Source organism: Embleya sp. NPDC005971 (genome assembly GCF_040629175.1).
Lineage (GTDB): Bacteria > Actinomycetota > Actinomycetes > Streptomycetales > Streptomycetaceae > Embleya.
In genome coordinates this window covers 204255-219596 of sequence record NZ_JBEXUX010000001.1, presented here as the reverse complement: position 1 = coordinate 219596, position 15342 = coordinate 204255, and the positions used below count along the sequence as shown (strand labels likewise).

The following is a 15342-nucleotide window of genomic DNA, read 5'->3' as shown; positions in this document are numbered from 1 at the left end:
CGGCTCACAGGCCGATGATGTTCCCCCACGCCTTCTCCCAGCGCCGTTCCTCGTCCTCGGTGGTCTCGCGCATCCCGTGCAGCTTCGCGGTCATCTCGGCGTCCGGGAAGATCAGCGGGTTGGTCGCCGACTCGCGCATCTCCTGGTCCGAGGACTCGGCCAGCACCTGCTGCGCGGCCGGGACGGGACACACGTACGCCACGTAGTTCGCCAGCTCGGCCGCGACCTCCGGGTCGTAGTAGAAGTCCATCAGCTTCTCGGCGTTGGTCTTGTGCGCGGCCTTGTTCGGCACCATCAGGTTCTCCGACCACAGCTCGGCGCCCTCCTCGGGCACCACGAACTCGATGTCGGGGTTGTCCAGCTTGAGCTGGCCGACGTCGCCGGAGTACGCCTGGCAGGCCAGGATGTCGCCGTTGGCCAGGCCCGAGGTGTAGTCGTTGCCGGTGAAGCTGCGGATGTGGTCCTTGTCCACCAGCTTCTGCATGCGCTCCATCACCTTGTCCACGTCCGCGTCCGTGAAGGTCTTGATGTCCGCGCCCTCGCCGAGCATCAGCAGCGCGACCGCCTCCATGAAGCCGGCGAACACGGTGACCCGCCCCTTGAGTTCGGGTCGCCACAGGTCGTTCACGGACCGGATCTCGCGGTCCACCAGCTTCTTGTTGTACGCGATGCCGGTCATCCCGCTCTGCCACGGCACGGTGTACTCGCGCCTGGGGTCGTAACCCGGGCTGCGCAGCGATTCGGCGAGGTTGGCGTCCACCTGCGGCAGGTTGGCCTTGTTCAGCTTCTGCACCCAGCCGAGCCGGACGAAGCGGGTGCACATCCAGTCCGAGATGACGATCGCGTCGCGTCCGGGCTCCTTGCCCGCCTGGATGGCCGGGTGGATCTTCCCGAAGAACTCGTCGTTGTCGTTGATCTCCTCCGAGTACCGGACCTTGATCCCGGTCTTGTCGGTGAAGGCGTCGAGCGTGGGGTGCTTCTGCTCGTCGTTCTCGTCGATGTCGATGTAGAGCGCCCAGTTGGAGAAGCGCACCACCTTCTCCTGCTCCGACCGGTCCCGGCCGCCGCGCTTGCTCTCCTGGACGTACGCGGAGGGCACGCCGCACGCGGCCAGGGTGCCCGCGGCCGCCGCCGCGCCGGTGCCGCGCAGGAACATCCGCCGGTCCACCCGGTGCCCGGCGATCCGCAGCGGGGACTGGGCGCGAGTGCGGGCGCGGGTCATCGGCGACTCCTTGGCGAATGCGGGGGTGGGGCCTGCTCCGTGGGCGGGGGACCGCACAGTGGCGTACAAAATGGCCCACCGCATCGTGGCGTCCGCCCACCCCCGACGGCAACACGCACCCTGTCAACCCTCGCGGAGCGGAGTTGACAGGGTGCGGGTGGGTCGTGCCGACGCCGCGGGCGCGGCGGTGGGATCAGGCGTCGTAGTTCGTCATCACGTGCTTGATCCGGGTGTAGTCCTCGAAGCCGTAGCCGGAGAGGTCCTTGCCGTAGCCGGAGTGCTTGAAGCCGCCGTGCGGCATCTCGGCAACCAGCGGGATGTGCGTGTTGATCCACACGCACCCGAAGTCGAGCCGCTTGGCCATCCGCATCGCCCGGCCGTGATCCTTGGTCCACACCGAGGAGGCGAGCGCGTACTGCACGCCGTTGGCGTTGCCCAGCGCCTCCGCCTCGTCCTCGAACGACTGCACGGTGATGACCGGGCCGAACACCTCGTTCTGGATGATCTCGTCGTCCTGCTTCAGCCCGGAGACCACGGTCGGGGCGTAGAAGAAGCCCTTCTCGCCGACCTGGTGCCCGCCGGTCTCGACCTTGGCGTGCGCCGGCAGGCGCTCGATGAAGCCGCTGACCTGCTTGAGCTGATTGACGTTGTTGACCGGGCCGAAGTACGCGTCCTCCTGCGGGCCGGTCGCCAGCTCCGCGGCGGCCGCGGCCAGCGCGGCGACGAACTCGTCGCGGATCGAGGAGTGCACGAGCACCCGGGTGGCGGCGGTGCAGTCCTGGCCGGCGTTGAAGAAGCCGGCACCGGCGATGCCCTCGGCCGCGGCGGCGATGTCCGCGTCCTCGAAGACCACGACGGGCGCCTTGCCGCCGAGTTCGAGGTGCACCCGCTTGAGGTCCTTGGACGCGCTCTCGGCGACCGACATGCCGGCGCGTACCGAACCGGTGATCGAGGCCATCGCCGGGGTCTTGTGCTCGACCATCAAACGGCCGGTGTCGCGGTCGCCGCAGATCACGTTGAACACGCCGGCGGGCAGGATCTCGCCCATGATCTCGGCGAGCAGCACGGTGGAGGCGGGGGTGGTGTCGGACGGCTTGAGCACCACGGTGTTGCCCGCGGCGATGGCCGGCGCGAACTTCCACACCGCCATCATCATCGGGTAGTTCCACGGCGCCACCTGGGCACAGACACCGACCGGCTCACGGCGCACCATGGACGTGTGCCCCGCCATGTACTCGCCGGCCGACTTGCCTTCGAGCATGCGCGCGGCGCCCGCGAAGAAGCGGATCTGGTCCACCATCGGCGGGATCTCCTCGGACGCGGTGAGCGCGCGAGGCTTGCCGGTGTTGAGACACTCGGCGTCGATCAGTTCGTCGGCGCGCTTCTCCACCGCGTCGGCGATCCGCAGCAGCGCGAGCTGCCGCTCGGCCGGCGTGGTCTCGCTCCAGGTCTCGAACGCCGCCGCCGCCGCACGCATCGCCGCGTCGACGTCCCGCTCGCGAGAGAGCGGGGACGTCGCGTAGACCTCGCCGGTGGCGGGGTCGACGATGTCGAGCGTGCCGCCGTCCGCGGCGTCGGTGAACGTGCCGTCGATGTAGTTGCGCAGAGTACGCAGGTCGCTCATGTCCCAAGTCTCCTTCGAAAACGGGGCGGCACCGGCAGGACGGTGAGGGGGTCGATCCCGGCCTGGGTCGCGTTCCCAGCCTAACCGGATTGCTGTCGGTATCCGCATCCCCATCACGCACCAACAACTGAATCAGTTGTCTCACTGAGCAAAGTCAACGGATTCCCTTGCGAAAGGCCCATTTGATGAGGCAGAGTGACCACGTGGCCGGTCGAGACAGAAACCCGAACGCTCCGGCCGACGCCGTGTCGAAGGCGATCATCGAGCAGCTCCAGGAGGACGGGCGCCGCTCATACGCCGCGATCGGCAAGGCGGTCGGTCTCTCGGAGGCCGCCGTGCGTCAACGCGTTCAGCGCCTGCTCGACCAGGGCGTGATGCAGATCGTCGCGGTGACCGATCCGCTGACCGTCGGCTTCCATCGCCAGGCCATGGTCGGGGTCCGTGTCGAAGGAGACATCGATCCCGTAGCGGACATACTGGCCACGATGAAGGAAGTGGACTACGTCGTCATCACGGCAGGTTCCTTCGACCTCATCGTGGAACTCGTATGCGAGAACGACGACCACTTGCTCGACATCATCAACAAGAGGATTCGAGCGATTCCGGGCGTACGGAGCACCGAGAGCTTCGTCTACCTGAAGCTTCGGAAGCAGACCTACCAGTGGGGTACTCGATGACACAGCAGTACGACAACGCGGCCCTCTCCAAGAGCGCCTACGACCACCTGTGGATGCACTTCACCCGCATGTCGTCCTACGAGAACGCTCCCGTGCCGACCATCGTGCGCGGTGAAGGCAGCTACATCTGGGACACCAACGGGCGCAAGTACATCGACGGCCTCGCCGGCCTGTTCGTCGTACAGGCCGGTCACGGCCGCACCGAGCTGGCCGAGGTGGCCCGCAAGCAGGCCGAGCAGCTCGCCTTCTTCCCGGTGTGGAGCTACGCCCACCCCAAGGCGATCGAACTGGCCGAGCGGCTGGCGAACCACGCCCCGGGCGACCTGAACAAGGTCTTCTTCACCACCGGTGGCGGCGAGGCCGTCGAGTCCGCGTGGAAGCTGGCGAAGCACTACTTCAAGCTGACCGGCAAGCCGACCAAGCACAAGGTCATCTCGCGGGCCATCGCCTACCACGGCACCCCGCAGGGCGCGCTGTCGATCACCGGCCTGCCGGACTACAAGGCGCCGTACGAGCCGCTGGTGCCGAGCACCTTCCGGGTGCCGAACACCAACCAGTACCGCAAGCCGGAGTTCCTCGCCGACTCCTCGCCCGAGGGCTTCGGCCGTTGGGCCGCCGACCAGATCGAGGTGGCGATCCTCAACGAGGGCCCCGACACCGTCGCCGCGGTCTTCCTGGAGCCGGTGCAAAACGCCGGCGGCTGCTTCCCGCCGCCGCCCGGCTACTTCCAGCGGGTGCGCGAGATCTGCGACCAGTACGACGTGCTGCTCGTCTCGGACGAGGTCATCTGCGCGTTCGGCCGCCTCGGCACGATGTTCGCGTGCGACAAGTTCGACTACGTGCCGGACATCATCACCTGCGCCAAGGGCATGACCTCGGGCTACTCGCCGATCGGCGCGATGCTCGTCTCGGACCGCATCGCCGAGCCGTTCTACAACGGCAGCGACAACGTCTTCATGCACGGTTACACGTTCGGCGGGCACCCGGTGTCCTCGGCCGTGGCGCTGGCCAACCTCGACATCTTCGAGCGCGAGGGCCTGAACCAGCACGTGCTGGACAACGAGTCCAAGTTCCTGGCCACGCTGCAGAAGCTCCAGGACCTGCCGATCGTCGGCGACGTGCGCGGCAACGGGTACTTCTACGGCATCGAGATGGTCAAGGACAAGGGCACCAAGGAGACGTTCAACGAGGACGAGGCCGAGCGTCTGCTGCGCGGCTTCCTGTCCACGGCGCTCTACGACAACGGCCTGTACTGCCGCGCCGACGACCGCGGCGACCCGGTCATCCAGCTGTCCCCGCCGCTGACCGCGGACCAGGGCGTGTTCGACGAGATCGAGCAGATCCTGCGTGGCGTGCTGACCGAGGCATGGACCAAGCTGTAGATCGAGCAGTGAACCCCGGCTATTCGACGAACCCTCAGTGAGTCTGCCGCCGTCGCGCACACGCCAGTGCGCGACGGCGGCAGACTCATATCCGGGATGAAATCGCCCGAAAAACCAAGAAGTACCGACATCACGACATCGAATCGCCCGCGCCGGCCCGCGCCGCGCTCGCAGCACCGAAGAGGCCCGATGAGCCACCCCACGCCCGGCTCCACCCCCCGTACCCGGATACGCCGCCTGCCCCACCACGCCGTGCCGGACCGGACCGCGCTGCACGCCGTGCTCGACGCCGGCCTGGTCGGGCACCTCGCGATCACCGACGAGCAGGGTCGGCCATTCGTCCTCCCGGTCGCCTATGCCCGGGACGGCGAACGGGTGTTGATCCACGGCTCGACCGGCAGCCGGCTCTTCCGCGGCCTGGCCGAGGGTGCCCCGACCTGCCTGACCGTGACCCTGCTCGACGGCCTGGTACTGGCCCGCTCGGCGTTCGAATCGTCCATGCACTACCGCAGCGCGATGGTGCTCGGCTCGTGCGTCGTGGTGCCCGAGGACGAGAAGGTCGCCGCGCTGGACCTGCTCACCGACCGGCTGCTGCCCGGCCGCCGGGGCGAGTTGCGCCCGCACCGGGCCAAGGAACTCGCCGCGACGCTGGTGCTCGCCCTGCCCCTGGACGAGACCTCGGTGAAGATCTCGGCCGGTCCCCCGGACGACGCGGACGAGGACCTGGACACCCCGATCTGGGCCGGCGTGGTGCCGCTCACCGAGCGGTTCGGCGAGCCGGTGACCGCCCCCGACCTGCGCTTCGATCTACCCGCACCGGACTATCTGAGGAAGTGGCGACGATGACCACCGACTACCGGGACCTGTCGTTGTGGTTCGACACCCTCGGCGAGGACATCACGCCACGACCGCCGCTCGCGGGCGACCTGGACGTGGACGTGGCCATCGTCGGCGCCGGCTACACCGGCCTGTGGACCGCGTACTACCTGGCCCAGGCGGACCCGTCGTTGCGGATCGTGGTCCTGGAACGGGAGGTCGCCGGATTCGGCGCCTCCGGCCGCAACGGCGGCTGGTGCTCGGCGCTGTTCCCCGCGTCGATGGCCAAGGTGGCCCGAAGCAGCACCCGCGAGCGGGCGATCGCCCAGCAGCGGGTGATGAACGCGACCGTGGACGAGGTCGGCCGGGTGGTCGCGGCAGAGGGCATCGACTGCGACTTCGCCAAGGGCGGCACCGTGGTGCTGGCCCGCACCCCGGTGCAATTGGACCGGGCCCGCCAACTGGTCGCGGACGAACACGCGTGGGGCTTCGACGACTTGGACGCCCGGCTGCTGGACGCCGCCGAGGCCCACGCGATGGTCGGCGCCACCGACGTGCTCGGCGGCACCTACACGCCGCACTGCGCGGTCGTGCACCCCGCCAAGCTGGCCCGGGGGCTGGCCGCCGCGGTGACCCGGCTGGGCGTGACCATCCACGAGCACACCCCCGTGACCGCGATCGAGGACGGTGTCGCGAGCACCCCGCACGGCCGGGTCCGGGCCGACGTGGTGGTCCGGGCCACCGAGGGCTACACCCCCGAGCTGGCCGGCTTCCATCGCGACCTGGCCCCGGTGTACTCGCTGATGATCGCCACCGAGCCGCTGCCGAAGTCGTTCTGGGCCGAGGCGGGCCTGGCCCGCCGGGAGAGCTTCAGCGACATGCGACACCTGATCATCTACGGGCAGCGCACCGCCGACGACCGGCTGGCCTTCGGCGGGCGCGGCGCGCCGTACCACTTCGGCTCCAGGGTGCGGCCCGAGTTCGACCGGGACGAGGGCGTCTTCGCCGAACTGCGTCGGGTGATCGCCGAACTGTTCCCGGCGATCGGCGACGCCGAGGTCACCCACACCTGGGGCGGACCGCTGGGCGTGGCCCGCGACTGGTACGCGAGCTGTGGCCTGGACCGCGCCCGCCGCCTGGCCTGGGCCGGCGGCTACGTCGGCGACGGCGTGGGCACCGCGAACCTCGCGGGCCGCACCCTCGCCGACCTGATCCGCGACGAGTACACCGAGCTGACCCGGCTGCCCTGGGTGCGACACCGCTCGCCCAAGTGGGAACCGGAGCCGCTGCGCTGGATCGGCACCAACGTCGGCCTGCGGGTGATGGCGGGCGCGGACGCCGAGGAGAAGCGCACCGGGAAGGAATCCCGACTCGCGCACGCGTTCGGCCGGTTCCTGGGCCACTGAGCCCCGGGCCACCGGGCACACCGACGAAGCGGTGACCCGTGACCCGGGAACGATCGGGTCACCGCCCCCGGATGAGGCGACGCCAGGTCTCCAGATGCTCCGGCGCCGCACCCGCCTTGAGCAGGAAATCCGCCGCCGAGCCGTGCCGCTCGGCGAGCACGCGCAGGAACGTGTCGATCGAGGCGCGGGCCGCTCCGCGCATCGCCGGGGCCACCGGATGGGACGGGTCGATCCGCGGCTGCCGGGGCAACCGGTCGATCCGCTCGAACATCTCCACCAGGTGCACCTCGGTCTCGGTGTAGTCGGCGATGATCGCCTCCCGCTCCACCCCCGCGACCGACAACAGCAGCGCGACCAGGATCCCGGTCCGGTCCTTGCCCGCCGTACAGTGCACCAGCGCCGGCACCCCACCGTCACCGGCCAGGATCTCCAGCGAACGCACGTAGGACTCGCCGCCCCGCTCGGCCATCCGCATGTACAACAACCCCGCGCCGAACTCGTCCACGCTGCCCAGGTCGATGTCCTCGTCCAACTCCAGGCCCTGGGTCTGCCCCGCCGAGATGTCGCCGACCGCGGCCCGGTCGGCGGCCAGCGCCGAACGTCGGCCCAGCAGCGGCAACCGGTGCCGGATCACGCCCGGCCACTGCGCGAGCGGCAGCCCTTCGCCGTCCGAACGCAGGTCCAGCACGTGGCGCACGCGGTAGGTGTGGGTCAGCCGATCGATGCCCGCGGGGGTCAGCAGATCCGGGGTCTCGCACCGCATCAGTACGCCCGTACGAGTGACTCCCCCGTCGATCAGCGGTAGGTCGCCGACGTCGCGGGCATTGAGGAGATCCGGAAGATCGAGTCGGCGGTTCATGTGCACCCCGTTCGGAACGCGTTCGATACACCTGTTCGCCTCATCATGGTGCGCGCGAACGTCCGCCGCCGGCAGCATTCCCCGAGTGAGGGGTTTGTCCTCCCTGCCGCAACCCGGCGACCGGATGCTCGTTGGAGGAGACGGGTGGCAACGAACGTTTCTCTGCGGGAGGTGTGCCATGTCCCTGTCGTCCCGCCCGGCGAGAGCCCATGAGCGGCGCGCCGTCGTCGCCGGCGTACCGACCACCCCGCCCGACAACGACATCCTGCGCGGCCGCGGGCTGACCCTGACCCAGGGTCCGGTCACCCTGCTGCGGGACGTCTCCGCGGCGGTCCGGGCCGACGAGACGTTCGCGATCACCGGTCCCGCCGGCGCCGGCAAGTCGGCGCTGCTCGCTTGTCTGTCCGGGGTGGTCGCCCCCGACTGCGGCGAGGTGTGGTTCAACAGCGGCCCGATGCACGTGCTCGACGAGAAGGGCCGGACCGCGTTGCGACGTCGGCACTTCGGGCTCGTCGACGGCCGTACCCGGCTGCTGCCGGAGTTGACCGTGGCGGAGAACGTGGCGCTGCCGCTGCTGCTGGACCGGGTCCGCCGGGCCGAGGCGTTCGCGATCGCCCGGCACTGGATGGATCGGCTGGACGTGACCGAGCACGCCGAATCCCGGCCCACCGGCCTGGGCCCCGCGTTGTTGCGCCGCGCGGCGGTCGCCCGGGCCCTGGTCACCCGCCCGGCCGTGGTGTTCGCGGACGAACCGGCCCACGATCTGGTGGGGGCCGAGTTGGACCACCTGATGCGGATCCTGGTCTCCGCGGTGCGCTCGCACGGGATGACGCTGGTGCTGGCCACCGCCCATCGGCGGGTGGCCGCACACGCGGACCACTGTCTGGCCCTGCGCGAGGGCCGCCCCGACCCGCATGCGGACGGGTGGTAGACCCGTGGCCCCCGCCGGCCGGTTGCGCAACGCGTGGCACGGCGCCTCCGGGGTCGACGCCGTGCGGGTGCTCGCCGGCGCGGCGGTGGCCGGCGCCGCCACGATCGTGCTGTTGTGCCTGCTGGCCTGGGCACTGCCGGTCGAACCGCCCGGCCCGGCCCTGCTCGGGCCGGTGCTCGCGGCGCTGCCGGTGCTGGGCGCGGTGGCGGTGTTGGTCACGATCGGCCTTCGCCTGACGCTCCCGGGGCAAGCCGCCGACGCGAACCGGCGGAGTCGGGACTCGGTGGTGTCCGAGGTCGCGGTCACCGCCTTGGCCGGGTCGTTCGCCGGGGTGCAGGCGCATCTGGCGCTGCGCACGTTGCCGGCCGCACCGCCTGCCCCGGTCCGGCGCCTGCTGCTGATCGGCGCTTCGGCGCCCTGGCCGGGCGTGGTCGCGGTGCTCGCCGCGGTGCCCCTGGTCGCGGTGCTCGCCGCCGGCTACGCGACGGGGCGACCGTCGACCCGGATCCGGCCCCCGGTTCCGCCCTACGTCGGACCGCTGGTGGCGCTCGCCGGGCTGCTCGGCCAATACCTGATCGCCGACCCGGGCCATCCGGAGCGGTTGTCGCACGGCGCGGTGCCGGCGGCGCTGGCCGGCTACGGCGCGGTGCTGCTGGGGGCGGCGCTGACCGTGCCGTGGTTGTTGACCTGGCTGGGCTCGGGTTGGGCCGTGCGGGCGGGTCGGGCCTGGACGTTGTGCGCGGCGCGCCGGGTCGAGGCGAGTGCTCGCGGCCTGACATTGCCACTGGGTCTGATCACGGTCGCGGTCGCGGTGATCACCACCAGCGGGCTCGCGGGCGACCACACACCGACCGAAATGGCCGACGCCCCGCTGTTCCTGATCATGACGACGGTGTCCTCGTGTGCGGCGGCGATGCTCTTCACGGTGGTCGTCGAGCATGGCCCCGCGCGCCGCGAGACCTCGCACACGTTGCACTCGATCGGCGCCGGCGAGCGGATCGATCGCCGCGCGGCCCTGGCCGCGCTGGTGGTACCGGTGCTGGTGTGCGTGCCGATCGCGATCGCGGTCGGCGCGCTGACGGCCTGGCCGGCGCGCGGCGAGGGGAATTCGTTCCCCACCATCCCCGCCCACGCGGCCCTGCTGGGCATGGTGTGGACGGTCGGTCTGCTCACCCTCGCGCTGATCGCGGCGGTGGTGGTGACCCTGCGGGACGAACGGCCCGGCCTGCGCCGGGGAGCCTGAGCCGAGGTCGGGAAGCGCGCGAACGGACCGGGCGAAAAGCTCCGCCGCATCGGTGCGGACATGGGAAAACACTTCGAGCCCGGCGCGGCGTCCCCTTCCGCGACGGGCTCGAAGTGCTTATCGTCTCGGGGGCCACGCGACCCCGAGCCGTGCGCCGGATCGTGTCCCTTCGACCGGCGGCTTGGGCGTGCCACCGCCGGATCATTCGAACGGGGGGATCAAAGGATCCGGCGGCTTGGCACTGAGATCAGTCTGCCCTGGGGCGCCTAAGGATCCGATAAGGATTCGTTACCCGTTCTATATCGCCGCGCCGCGCACCCGTGACCTGTCCCGGATGTCCGACTTGCCGGCCGGTGCTCAGACCTCGGCGGCGGCGAGCTGGCCGCACGCCCCGTCGATGTCCCGGCCCCGGGTGTCCCGGACGGTGACCGGCACGCCGTGCTTGGTCAGCAGGCGGACGAACTCCTCCTGGCGTTCGGCCGTCGACGCGGTCCACTTCGACCCCGGGGTGGGGTTGAGCGGGATCAGGTTGACGTGCGCGTTGTGGTTCTTGAGCCGGCGCCCGAGCAGGTCGGCCCGCCAGCCGTGGTCGTTGATGTCCTTGATCAGCGCGTACTCGATGGACACCCGTCGACCGGTGACGCCTTCGTAGTGCCACGCGGCGTCCAGCACCTCGCGTACGTCCCAGCGCGTGTTGACCGGCACGAGCGTGTTGCGCAGGTCGTCGTCCGGCGCGTGCAGGGACAGCGCGAGGGTGACCGGGATGCGTTCGTCGGCGAGCTTGTACATCGCCGGCACCAGACCGACCGTCGACATGGTCACCGAACGGGCGGAGATGCCCAGTCCGTCCGGGCTCGGGTCGGTCAGCCGACGCACCGCGCCGACCACCGCCTTGTAGTTGGCGAGCGGCTCGCCCATGCCCATGAAGACGATGTTGCTGACCCGGCCGGGGCCGCCGGGCACCTCGCCGCGGGCCAGTGCCCGGGCGCCGGCGAGCACCTGCTCGACGATCTCGCCGGTGGACAGGTTGCGGGTCAGACCCGCCTGGCCGGTGGCGCAGAACGGGCAGTTCATCCCGCAACCCGCCTGCGAGGACACACACATGGTGACCCGGTCGGGATAGCGCATCAGCACGGCCTCGACGAGCGTGCCGTCGAAGAGCTTCCACAACGACTTGCGCGTCGCGCCGTCGTCGCAGGAGATGTCCCGCACGGACGTCATCAGCGCGGGCAGCAACGCCTCGGCCAGCTTGGACCGGGACGCGGCGGGCATGTCGGTCCACTGCTCGGGGTCGTCCGAGAGGTGACCGAAGTAGTGCTTGGACAGTTGAGCCGCGCGAAACGGCTTCTCGCCCAGCTCGGCCACGGCCTCGCGGCGCTCGGCGGGGTTGAGGTCGGCAAGGTGGCGCGGCGGCTTCGAACGACGCGGCGGCGCGGTGAAGGTGAGTTCTCCTGGTTTGGGCATGGCTCGTCCAGTGTCGCAGGTGTACGGGCGGGGCCGGATCGACCCCGCTCTCGTGCACACGCGGCCTGTCCGGTTCTTCGCCGGATCAGGTCCGGGTCATACGAATGCGGCGAGCAGCAGCCACACCACGGGGGCGGCGGCCAGCAACGAGTCGAGCCGGTCCATCAGGCCGCCGTGACCGGGCAGCAGGTTGCCCATGTCCTTGACCTTGAGGTCCCGCTTGATCATCGATTCGGCCAGGTCCCCGAGCGCGGACACCGCCGCGGCGGCGACGCCCACCACGGCGCCCTGCCACCACTCGCCGTCGAGCATGGTCGTCACACAGACCGCGCCCGCGACGGCGGCCAGGAACACTCCGCCGGCGAAGCCCTCCCAGCTCTTGCCGGGGCTGATCCTCGGCGCCATCTTGTGCGGACCGCCGGAGGTGACTCCGGCCGCGTACGCGCCGGTGTCCGCACAGACCACCAGGATGATGAAGGTCAGCACCCGTTGGGCGCCGTCGTCGTCGGCGAGCATGAGCACCGCGAACCCGGCCAGGAACGGCAGGTAGAAGACGGTGAACACACCGGCCGTCATGTCCCGCAGGAAGTCTTCCGGGCCCTCGGTCATCCGCCAGAGCATCACCGCGATCGCGGTCAGCGCGGTGGCGATCGCGAGCCCCTCCGCGCCGCGCGCATAGGCGGCGACGAGCATCGCCACCGTGCCGACCGCGAGCGGTATCACCGGGATGCGGATGCCGCGCCCGACGGTGGCGCCCTGTGCGGTCCGACCCGACGCGTCGGCGACCGCCTCGGCCCGACCGAACGCACCGGCCAGCTCCCACAGTCCGACCAGGACCGCGAGCAGCACGACGCCGACGAACAACACCGGCAGGGTCAGCAGCGAGGCGACGATGATCCCGCCGAGCCCGGCGCCGACGGCGATCGCCTGGGGCAGATTGCGACCGGCCTTGCCGACCGGTTTGGCAGGCGGCTCCTCGGTCACCACGAGCCCCTCACGCCGGGGCTCGAGCCGAGCCGCGTCCACACGAGCGGAATCCTCCCGCGCGGACGAACCCGAGCGGAGGTCCGGTTCGTCGCCCGGGTCGTGACCCGCGATCGGTGACAGCACCTGCGTGTGGTCATCCTGTGTCCGTACCCCGACGCCGGCGGGAAAGTGCTGCTGCGCACGAGTGGCGCCGTCCCCGTAGCCGCCGGACCGGACCGCGTCGTAGTGGGCCTGATCCTGACCCGTCGGTGCGTCCGGGACCTGCTCCGGCCACGCGCCGTACGCCCCGTACGGGTCGTGGCCGGGCGGCAGATCGGGGTGCGCTCCCGCGGGCGGATCGGCCGGCGGCGTACCGCCCCAGGTCGAGTCGTTCATCAGACTTCGAGCAGCTCGGCTTCCTTGTGCTTGAGCAACTCGTCGATCTGCGCGACGTACTTGTGGGTCGTGTCGTCGAGTTCCTTCTCGGCGCGGCGCACCTCGTCCTCGCCGCTCTCGCCGTCCTTGACCAGCTTGTCGAGCGTTTCCTTCGCCTTGCGGCGGATCGCCCGCAACGAGATCTTCGCGTCCTCGCCCTTGCCCCGCGCCAGCTTGATGAACTCCTTGCGGCGTTCCTCGGTGAGCTGCGGGAAGACCACGCGGATGAGCTTGCCGTCGTCGGTCGGGTTGACCCCGAGGTCGGAGTCACGGATCGCCTTGACGATCGCGTTGGTCGAGCCGCGGTCGAACGGGGTCACGATGACCATGCGCGGCTCGGGCGTGGTGAACGACGCGAGCTGGTTCACCGGAGTGGGCGAGCCGTAGTAGTCCACGAGGATCTTGTTGAACATGGCCGGGGTGGCCCGGCCCGTACGGATCGCCGCGAAGTCGTCCTTGGCGACCACGACGGCCTTCTCCATCTTTTCCTCGGCCTCGAGGAGAATCTCGTCGATCATGTCGGCTCCTGTCCCGGTCCTGTCGCCGTCGATCAGCCGTCGGTACGGCTGACCAAGGTGCCGATCTTCTCACCCCGCACGGCGCGGGCGATGTTGCCCTCGACGAGCAGGTTGAAGACGACGATCGGCAGTTCGTTGTCCATGCACAGGCTGATCGCGGTGGCGTCCGCGACCTTGAGCCCGCGGGCGAGCACCTCGGCGTGATCCAGACGATCGAACATGACCGCGTCCGGGTTGGACTTCGGGTCGCAGTCGTATACGCCGTCGACACCCTTGGCCATGAGCAACGCGACCGCGTCGATCTCGAGGGCACGCTGGGCGGCCGTGGTGTCGGTGGAGAAGTAGGGCATGCCCATGCCCGCGCCGAAGATGACCACGCGACCCTTTTCCAGGTGTCGCACGGCGCGGCGCGGGATGTACGGCTCGGCGACCTGGCCCATCGTGATGGCGGTCTGCACGCGGGTGTCGATGCCCTGCTTCTCCAGGAAGTCCTGGAGCGCGAGGCAGTTCATCACGGTGCCGAGCATGCCCATGTAGTCCGAGCGGGCGCGGTCCATGCCGCGGATCTGCAACTCGGCGCCGCGGAAGAAGTTGCCGCCGCCGATGACGATGGCGACCTGCGTGCCGCGGCGGACCACATCGGCGATCTGGAGCGCGATGGTCTGCACGGTGTCGGGGTCGACGCCCAGGGCGCCGCCGCCCGCGAACGCCTCACCGGAGAGCTTGAGCAGCACCCGGCGCGCGTAGGGGTTCGGCTCGTCGCCCTCGGCGGACGACGAGGAGGCCGCTTTCGTTTCGGTTTCCTGCACGGTTCCCTCCACGCCTTGCGGCCTCCTCGCCATACTGCTGTTCACTGCGTTCATACCTATTGCATGCCCCGACCGCGGTGGTTTCCAAGGCGGGGCGAGGTGGTGCGAGGGGCGATCAGACGCCGACCTTGAACCGGGTGAAGCGCTTGACCTTGACGCCGGCCTCGTCCAGGACCTTGCCCACGGACTTCTTGCTGTCCTTGGCGAACGCCTGGTCGAGCAGCACGTTGTCCTTGAAGTAACCGGTCACCCGGCCCTCGACGATCCGGGCCAGGGCGGCCTCGGGCTTGCCCTCCTCGCGCGCGGTGGCCTCGGCCACGCGACGCTCGGTCTCGACCGTCTCGGCCGGGACGTCCTCGCGGGTGAGCACGGTGGGCGAGAACGCGGCGATGTGCTGCGCGACGTCCTTGGCGACCTCGGCGTCGGCGCCGTCCAGCTCGATCAGGACACCGATCTGCGCGGGCAGGTCGGGGCTGGTCTTGTGCAGGTACGCGGCGACGAAGCCGTCGGCGTACTGCACGAAGCGGTCCAGCACGATCTTCTCGCCGAGCGCGACGTTGGCGTCGTCCACGTACTGCTGGACGGTCTTGCCGGCCTCGATCTCGCTCGCGAGCAGCGCGGCGAGGTCGGCGGGCGAGGACTTGGCGACATGCGCGGCGATCGCGTTGGCGGCCTCGATGAACTTCGGGCTCTTGGCCACGAAGTCGGTCTCGCACTTGAGCTCGACCAGGACACCGGAGGCGGTGCCGTCGAGCAGCGCGACGACCGCACCGTTGGAGGCCGAGCGGCCCTCGCGCTTGGTGACGCCCTTCTGGCCCTTGACGCGAAGGATCTCGACAGCCTTGTCGACGTCACCTTCGGCCTCTTCGAGGGCCTTCTTGCAGTCCATCATGCCTGCGGCGGTGAGCTCACGGAGCTTCTTCACGTCCGCGGCGGAGAAGTTCGCCATGTCCTGATTCTCTCGTCTCTCGGGTCAGCGGCCCGGTTGCA

Annotated in this window: 14 protein-coding genes; 6 read left to right on the top strand and 8 right to left on the bottom strand. The window is 70.1% G+C overall.

What is annotated here, in order from left to right; translation table 11 throughout:
* Positions 1 to 4 precede the first annotated feature (4 nt).
* Both ABZ374_RS00980 and ABZ374_RS00975 read right to left on the bottom strand, forming a co-directional pair.
* Positions 5 to 1222 (bottom strand): spermidine/putrescine ABC transporter substrate-binding protein, encoded by a 1218-nt coding sequence (locus ABZ374_RS00980; RefSeq protein ID WP_360304682.1) that lies wholly within the window; start codon positions 1220 to 1222, stop codon positions 5 to 7.
* A 193-nt stretch (positions 1223 to 1415) separates the two neighbouring features.
* Positions 1416 to 2846 (bottom strand): gamma-aminobutyraldehyde dehydrogenase, encoded by a 1431-nt coding sequence (locus tag ABZ374_RS00975; RefSeq protein WP_360304680.1) that lies wholly within the window; start codon positions 2844 to 2846, stop codon positions 1416 to 1418.
* Between the two features lie 203 nt (positions 2847 to 3049).
* On the opposite strand from ABZ374_RS00975, the gene ABZ374_RS00970 reads away from it, so the two are divergent.
* The 4 genes from ABZ374_RS00970 to ABZ374_RS00955 all read left to right on the top strand — a co-directional run bounded on the left by ABZ374_RS00970 (position 3050) and on the right by ABZ374_RS00955 (position 7127).
* Entirely contained in the window at positions 3050 to 3523 is a 474-nt protein-coding gene (locus ABZ374_RS00970; RefSeq protein ID WP_026218779.1) for an Lrp/AsnC ligand binding domain-containing protein, read from the top strand.
* Positions 3520 to 4905, top strand: coding sequence for an aspartate aminotransferase family protein (locus ABZ374_RS00965; protein WP_360304678.1), 1386 nt, complete (start codon positions 3520 to 3522; stop codon positions 4903 to 4905). The genes ABZ374_RS00970 and ABZ374_RS00965 overlap by 4 nt, the downstream gene beginning before the upstream one ends.
* A gap of 189 nt (positions 4906 to 5094) precedes the next feature.
* On the top strand, positions 5095 to 5751 hold the full coding sequence (locus ABZ374_RS00960; RefSeq protein WP_360304676.1) for a pyridoxamine 5'-phosphate oxidase family protein: 657 nt from the start codon (positions 5095 to 5097) through the stop codon (positions 5749 to 5751).
* Positions 5748 to 7127 carry an FAD-dependent oxidoreductase gene (locus tag ABZ374_RS00955; protein ID WP_360304674.1) on the top strand — a complete coding sequence of 460 codons (1380 nt, stop codon included), beginning with the start codon at positions 5748 to 5750 and terminating at the stop codon, positions 7125 to 7127. The genes ABZ374_RS00960 and ABZ374_RS00955 overlap by 4 nt, the downstream gene beginning before the upstream one ends.
* A 58-nt stretch (positions 7128 to 7185) precedes the next feature.
* Here ABZ374_RS00955 and ABZ374_RS00950 read toward each other — a convergent pair whose 3' ends face one another.
* Positions 7186 to 7986 (bottom strand): tyrosine-protein phosphatase, encoded by an 801-nt coding sequence (locus tag ABZ374_RS00950; protein WP_360304672.1) that lies wholly within the window; start codon positions 7984 to 7986, stop codon positions 7186 to 7188.
* Positions 7987 to 8164: 178 nt separating this feature from the next.
* Here ABZ374_RS00950 and ABZ374_RS00945 point away from each other — a divergent pair, with 178 nt between their 5' ends.
* Positions 8165 to 8917 (top strand): ATP-binding cassette domain-containing protein, encoded by a 753-nt coding sequence (locus ABZ374_RS00945; protein ID WP_360304670.1) that lies wholly within the window; start codon positions 8165 to 8167, stop codon positions 8915 to 8917.
* 4 nt (positions 8918 to 8921) lie between these two features.
* Complete coding sequence (locus ABZ374_RS00940; protein ID WP_360304668.1) at positions 8922 to 10160, top strand: hypothetical protein; 1239 nt, start codon at positions 8922 to 8924, stop codon at positions 10158 to 10160.
* 357 nt (positions 10161 to 10517) lie between these two features.
* Here the strand turns inward: ABZ374_RS00940 and rlmN are convergent, their stop codons facing one another.
* From rlmN to tsf, 5 genes are all read right to left on the bottom strand, one after another.
* Positions 10518 to 11624, bottom strand: a complete 1107-nt coding sequence (gene rlmN, locus ABZ374_RS00935) for a 23S rRNA (adenine(2503)-C(2))-methyltransferase RlmN (protein ID WP_360304666.1) — start codon at positions 11622 to 11624, stop codon at positions 10518 to 10520.
* A 96-nt stretch (positions 11625 to 11720) separates the two neighbouring features.
* Positions 11721 to 12986, bottom strand: coding sequence for a phosphatidate cytidylyltransferase (locus ABZ374_RS00930; protein WP_360304664.1), 1266 nt, complete (start codon positions 12984 to 12986; stop codon positions 11721 to 11723).
* Positions 12986 to 13543 (bottom strand): ribosome recycling factor, encoded by a 558-nt coding sequence (frr, locus tag ABZ374_RS00925; protein ID WP_360304662.1) that lies wholly within the window; start codon positions 13541 to 13543, stop codon positions 12986 to 12988. Before frr ends, ABZ374_RS00930 begins: the two co-directional genes overlap by 1 nt.
* 32 nt (positions 13544 to 13575) lie before the next feature.
* Positions 13576 to 14277: a UMP kinase gene (pyrH, locus tag ABZ374_RS00920; RefSeq protein WP_052173818.1), complete on the bottom strand. Its 702-nt coding sequence runs from the start codon at positions 14275 to 14277 to the stop codon at positions 13576 to 13578.
* A gap of 190 nt (positions 14278 to 14467) precedes the next feature.
* Complete coding sequence (tsf, locus tag ABZ374_RS00915) at positions 14468 to 15301, bottom strand: translation elongation factor Ts (protein ID WP_360304660.1); 834 nt, start codon at positions 15299 to 15301, stop codon at positions 14468 to 14470.
* Positions 15302 to 15342 lie beyond the last annotated feature (41 nt).

Excerpts from the sequence above, each read along its gene's own strand:
- ABZ374_RS00945 (WP_360304670.1), top strand. The coding sequence starts at position 8,165 with ATGTCCCTGTCGTCCCGCCCGGCGAGAGCCCATGAGCGGCGCGCCGTC.
- ABZ374_RS00980 (WP_360304682.1), bottom strand. The coding sequence starts at position 1,222 with ATGACCCGCGCCCGCACTCGCGCCCAGTCCCCGCTGCGGATCGCCGGG.
- ABZ374_RS00965 (WP_360304678.1), top strand. The coding sequence starts at position 3,520 with ATGACACAGCAGTACGACAACGCGGCCCTCTCCAAGAGCGCCTACGAC.
- rlmN (WP_360304666.1), bottom strand. The coding sequence starts at position 11,624 with ATGCCCAAACCAGGAGAACTCACCTTCACCGCGCCGCCGCGTCGTTCG.
- ABZ374_RS00960 (WP_360304676.1), top strand. The coding sequence starts at position 5,095 with ATGAGCCACCCCACGCCCGGCTCCACCCCCCGTACCCGGATACGCCGC.
- ABZ374_RS00975 (WP_360304680.1), bottom strand. The coding sequence starts at position 2,846 with ATGAGCGACCTGCGTACTCTGCGCAACTACATCGACGGCACGTTCACC.
- ABZ374_RS00955 (WP_360304674.1), top strand. The coding sequence starts at position 5,748 with ATGACCACCGACTACCGGGACCTGTCGTTGTGGTTCGACACCCTCGGC.
- ABZ374_RS00930 (WP_360304664.1), bottom strand. The coding sequence starts at position 12,986 with ATGAACGACTCGACCTGGGGCGGTACGCCGCCGGCCGATCCGCCCGCG.
- tsf (WP_360304660.1), bottom strand. The coding sequence starts at position 15,301 with ATGGCGAACTTCTCCGCCGCGGACGTGAAGAAGCTCCGTGAGCTCACC.
- ABZ374_RS00950 (WP_360304672.1), bottom strand. The coding sequence starts at position 7,986 with ATGAACCGCCGACTCGATCTTCCGGATCTCCTCAATGCCCGCGACGTC.
- frr (WP_360304662.1), bottom strand. The coding sequence starts at position 13,543 with ATGATCGACGAGATTCTCCTCGAGGCCGAGGAAAAGATGGAGAAGGCC.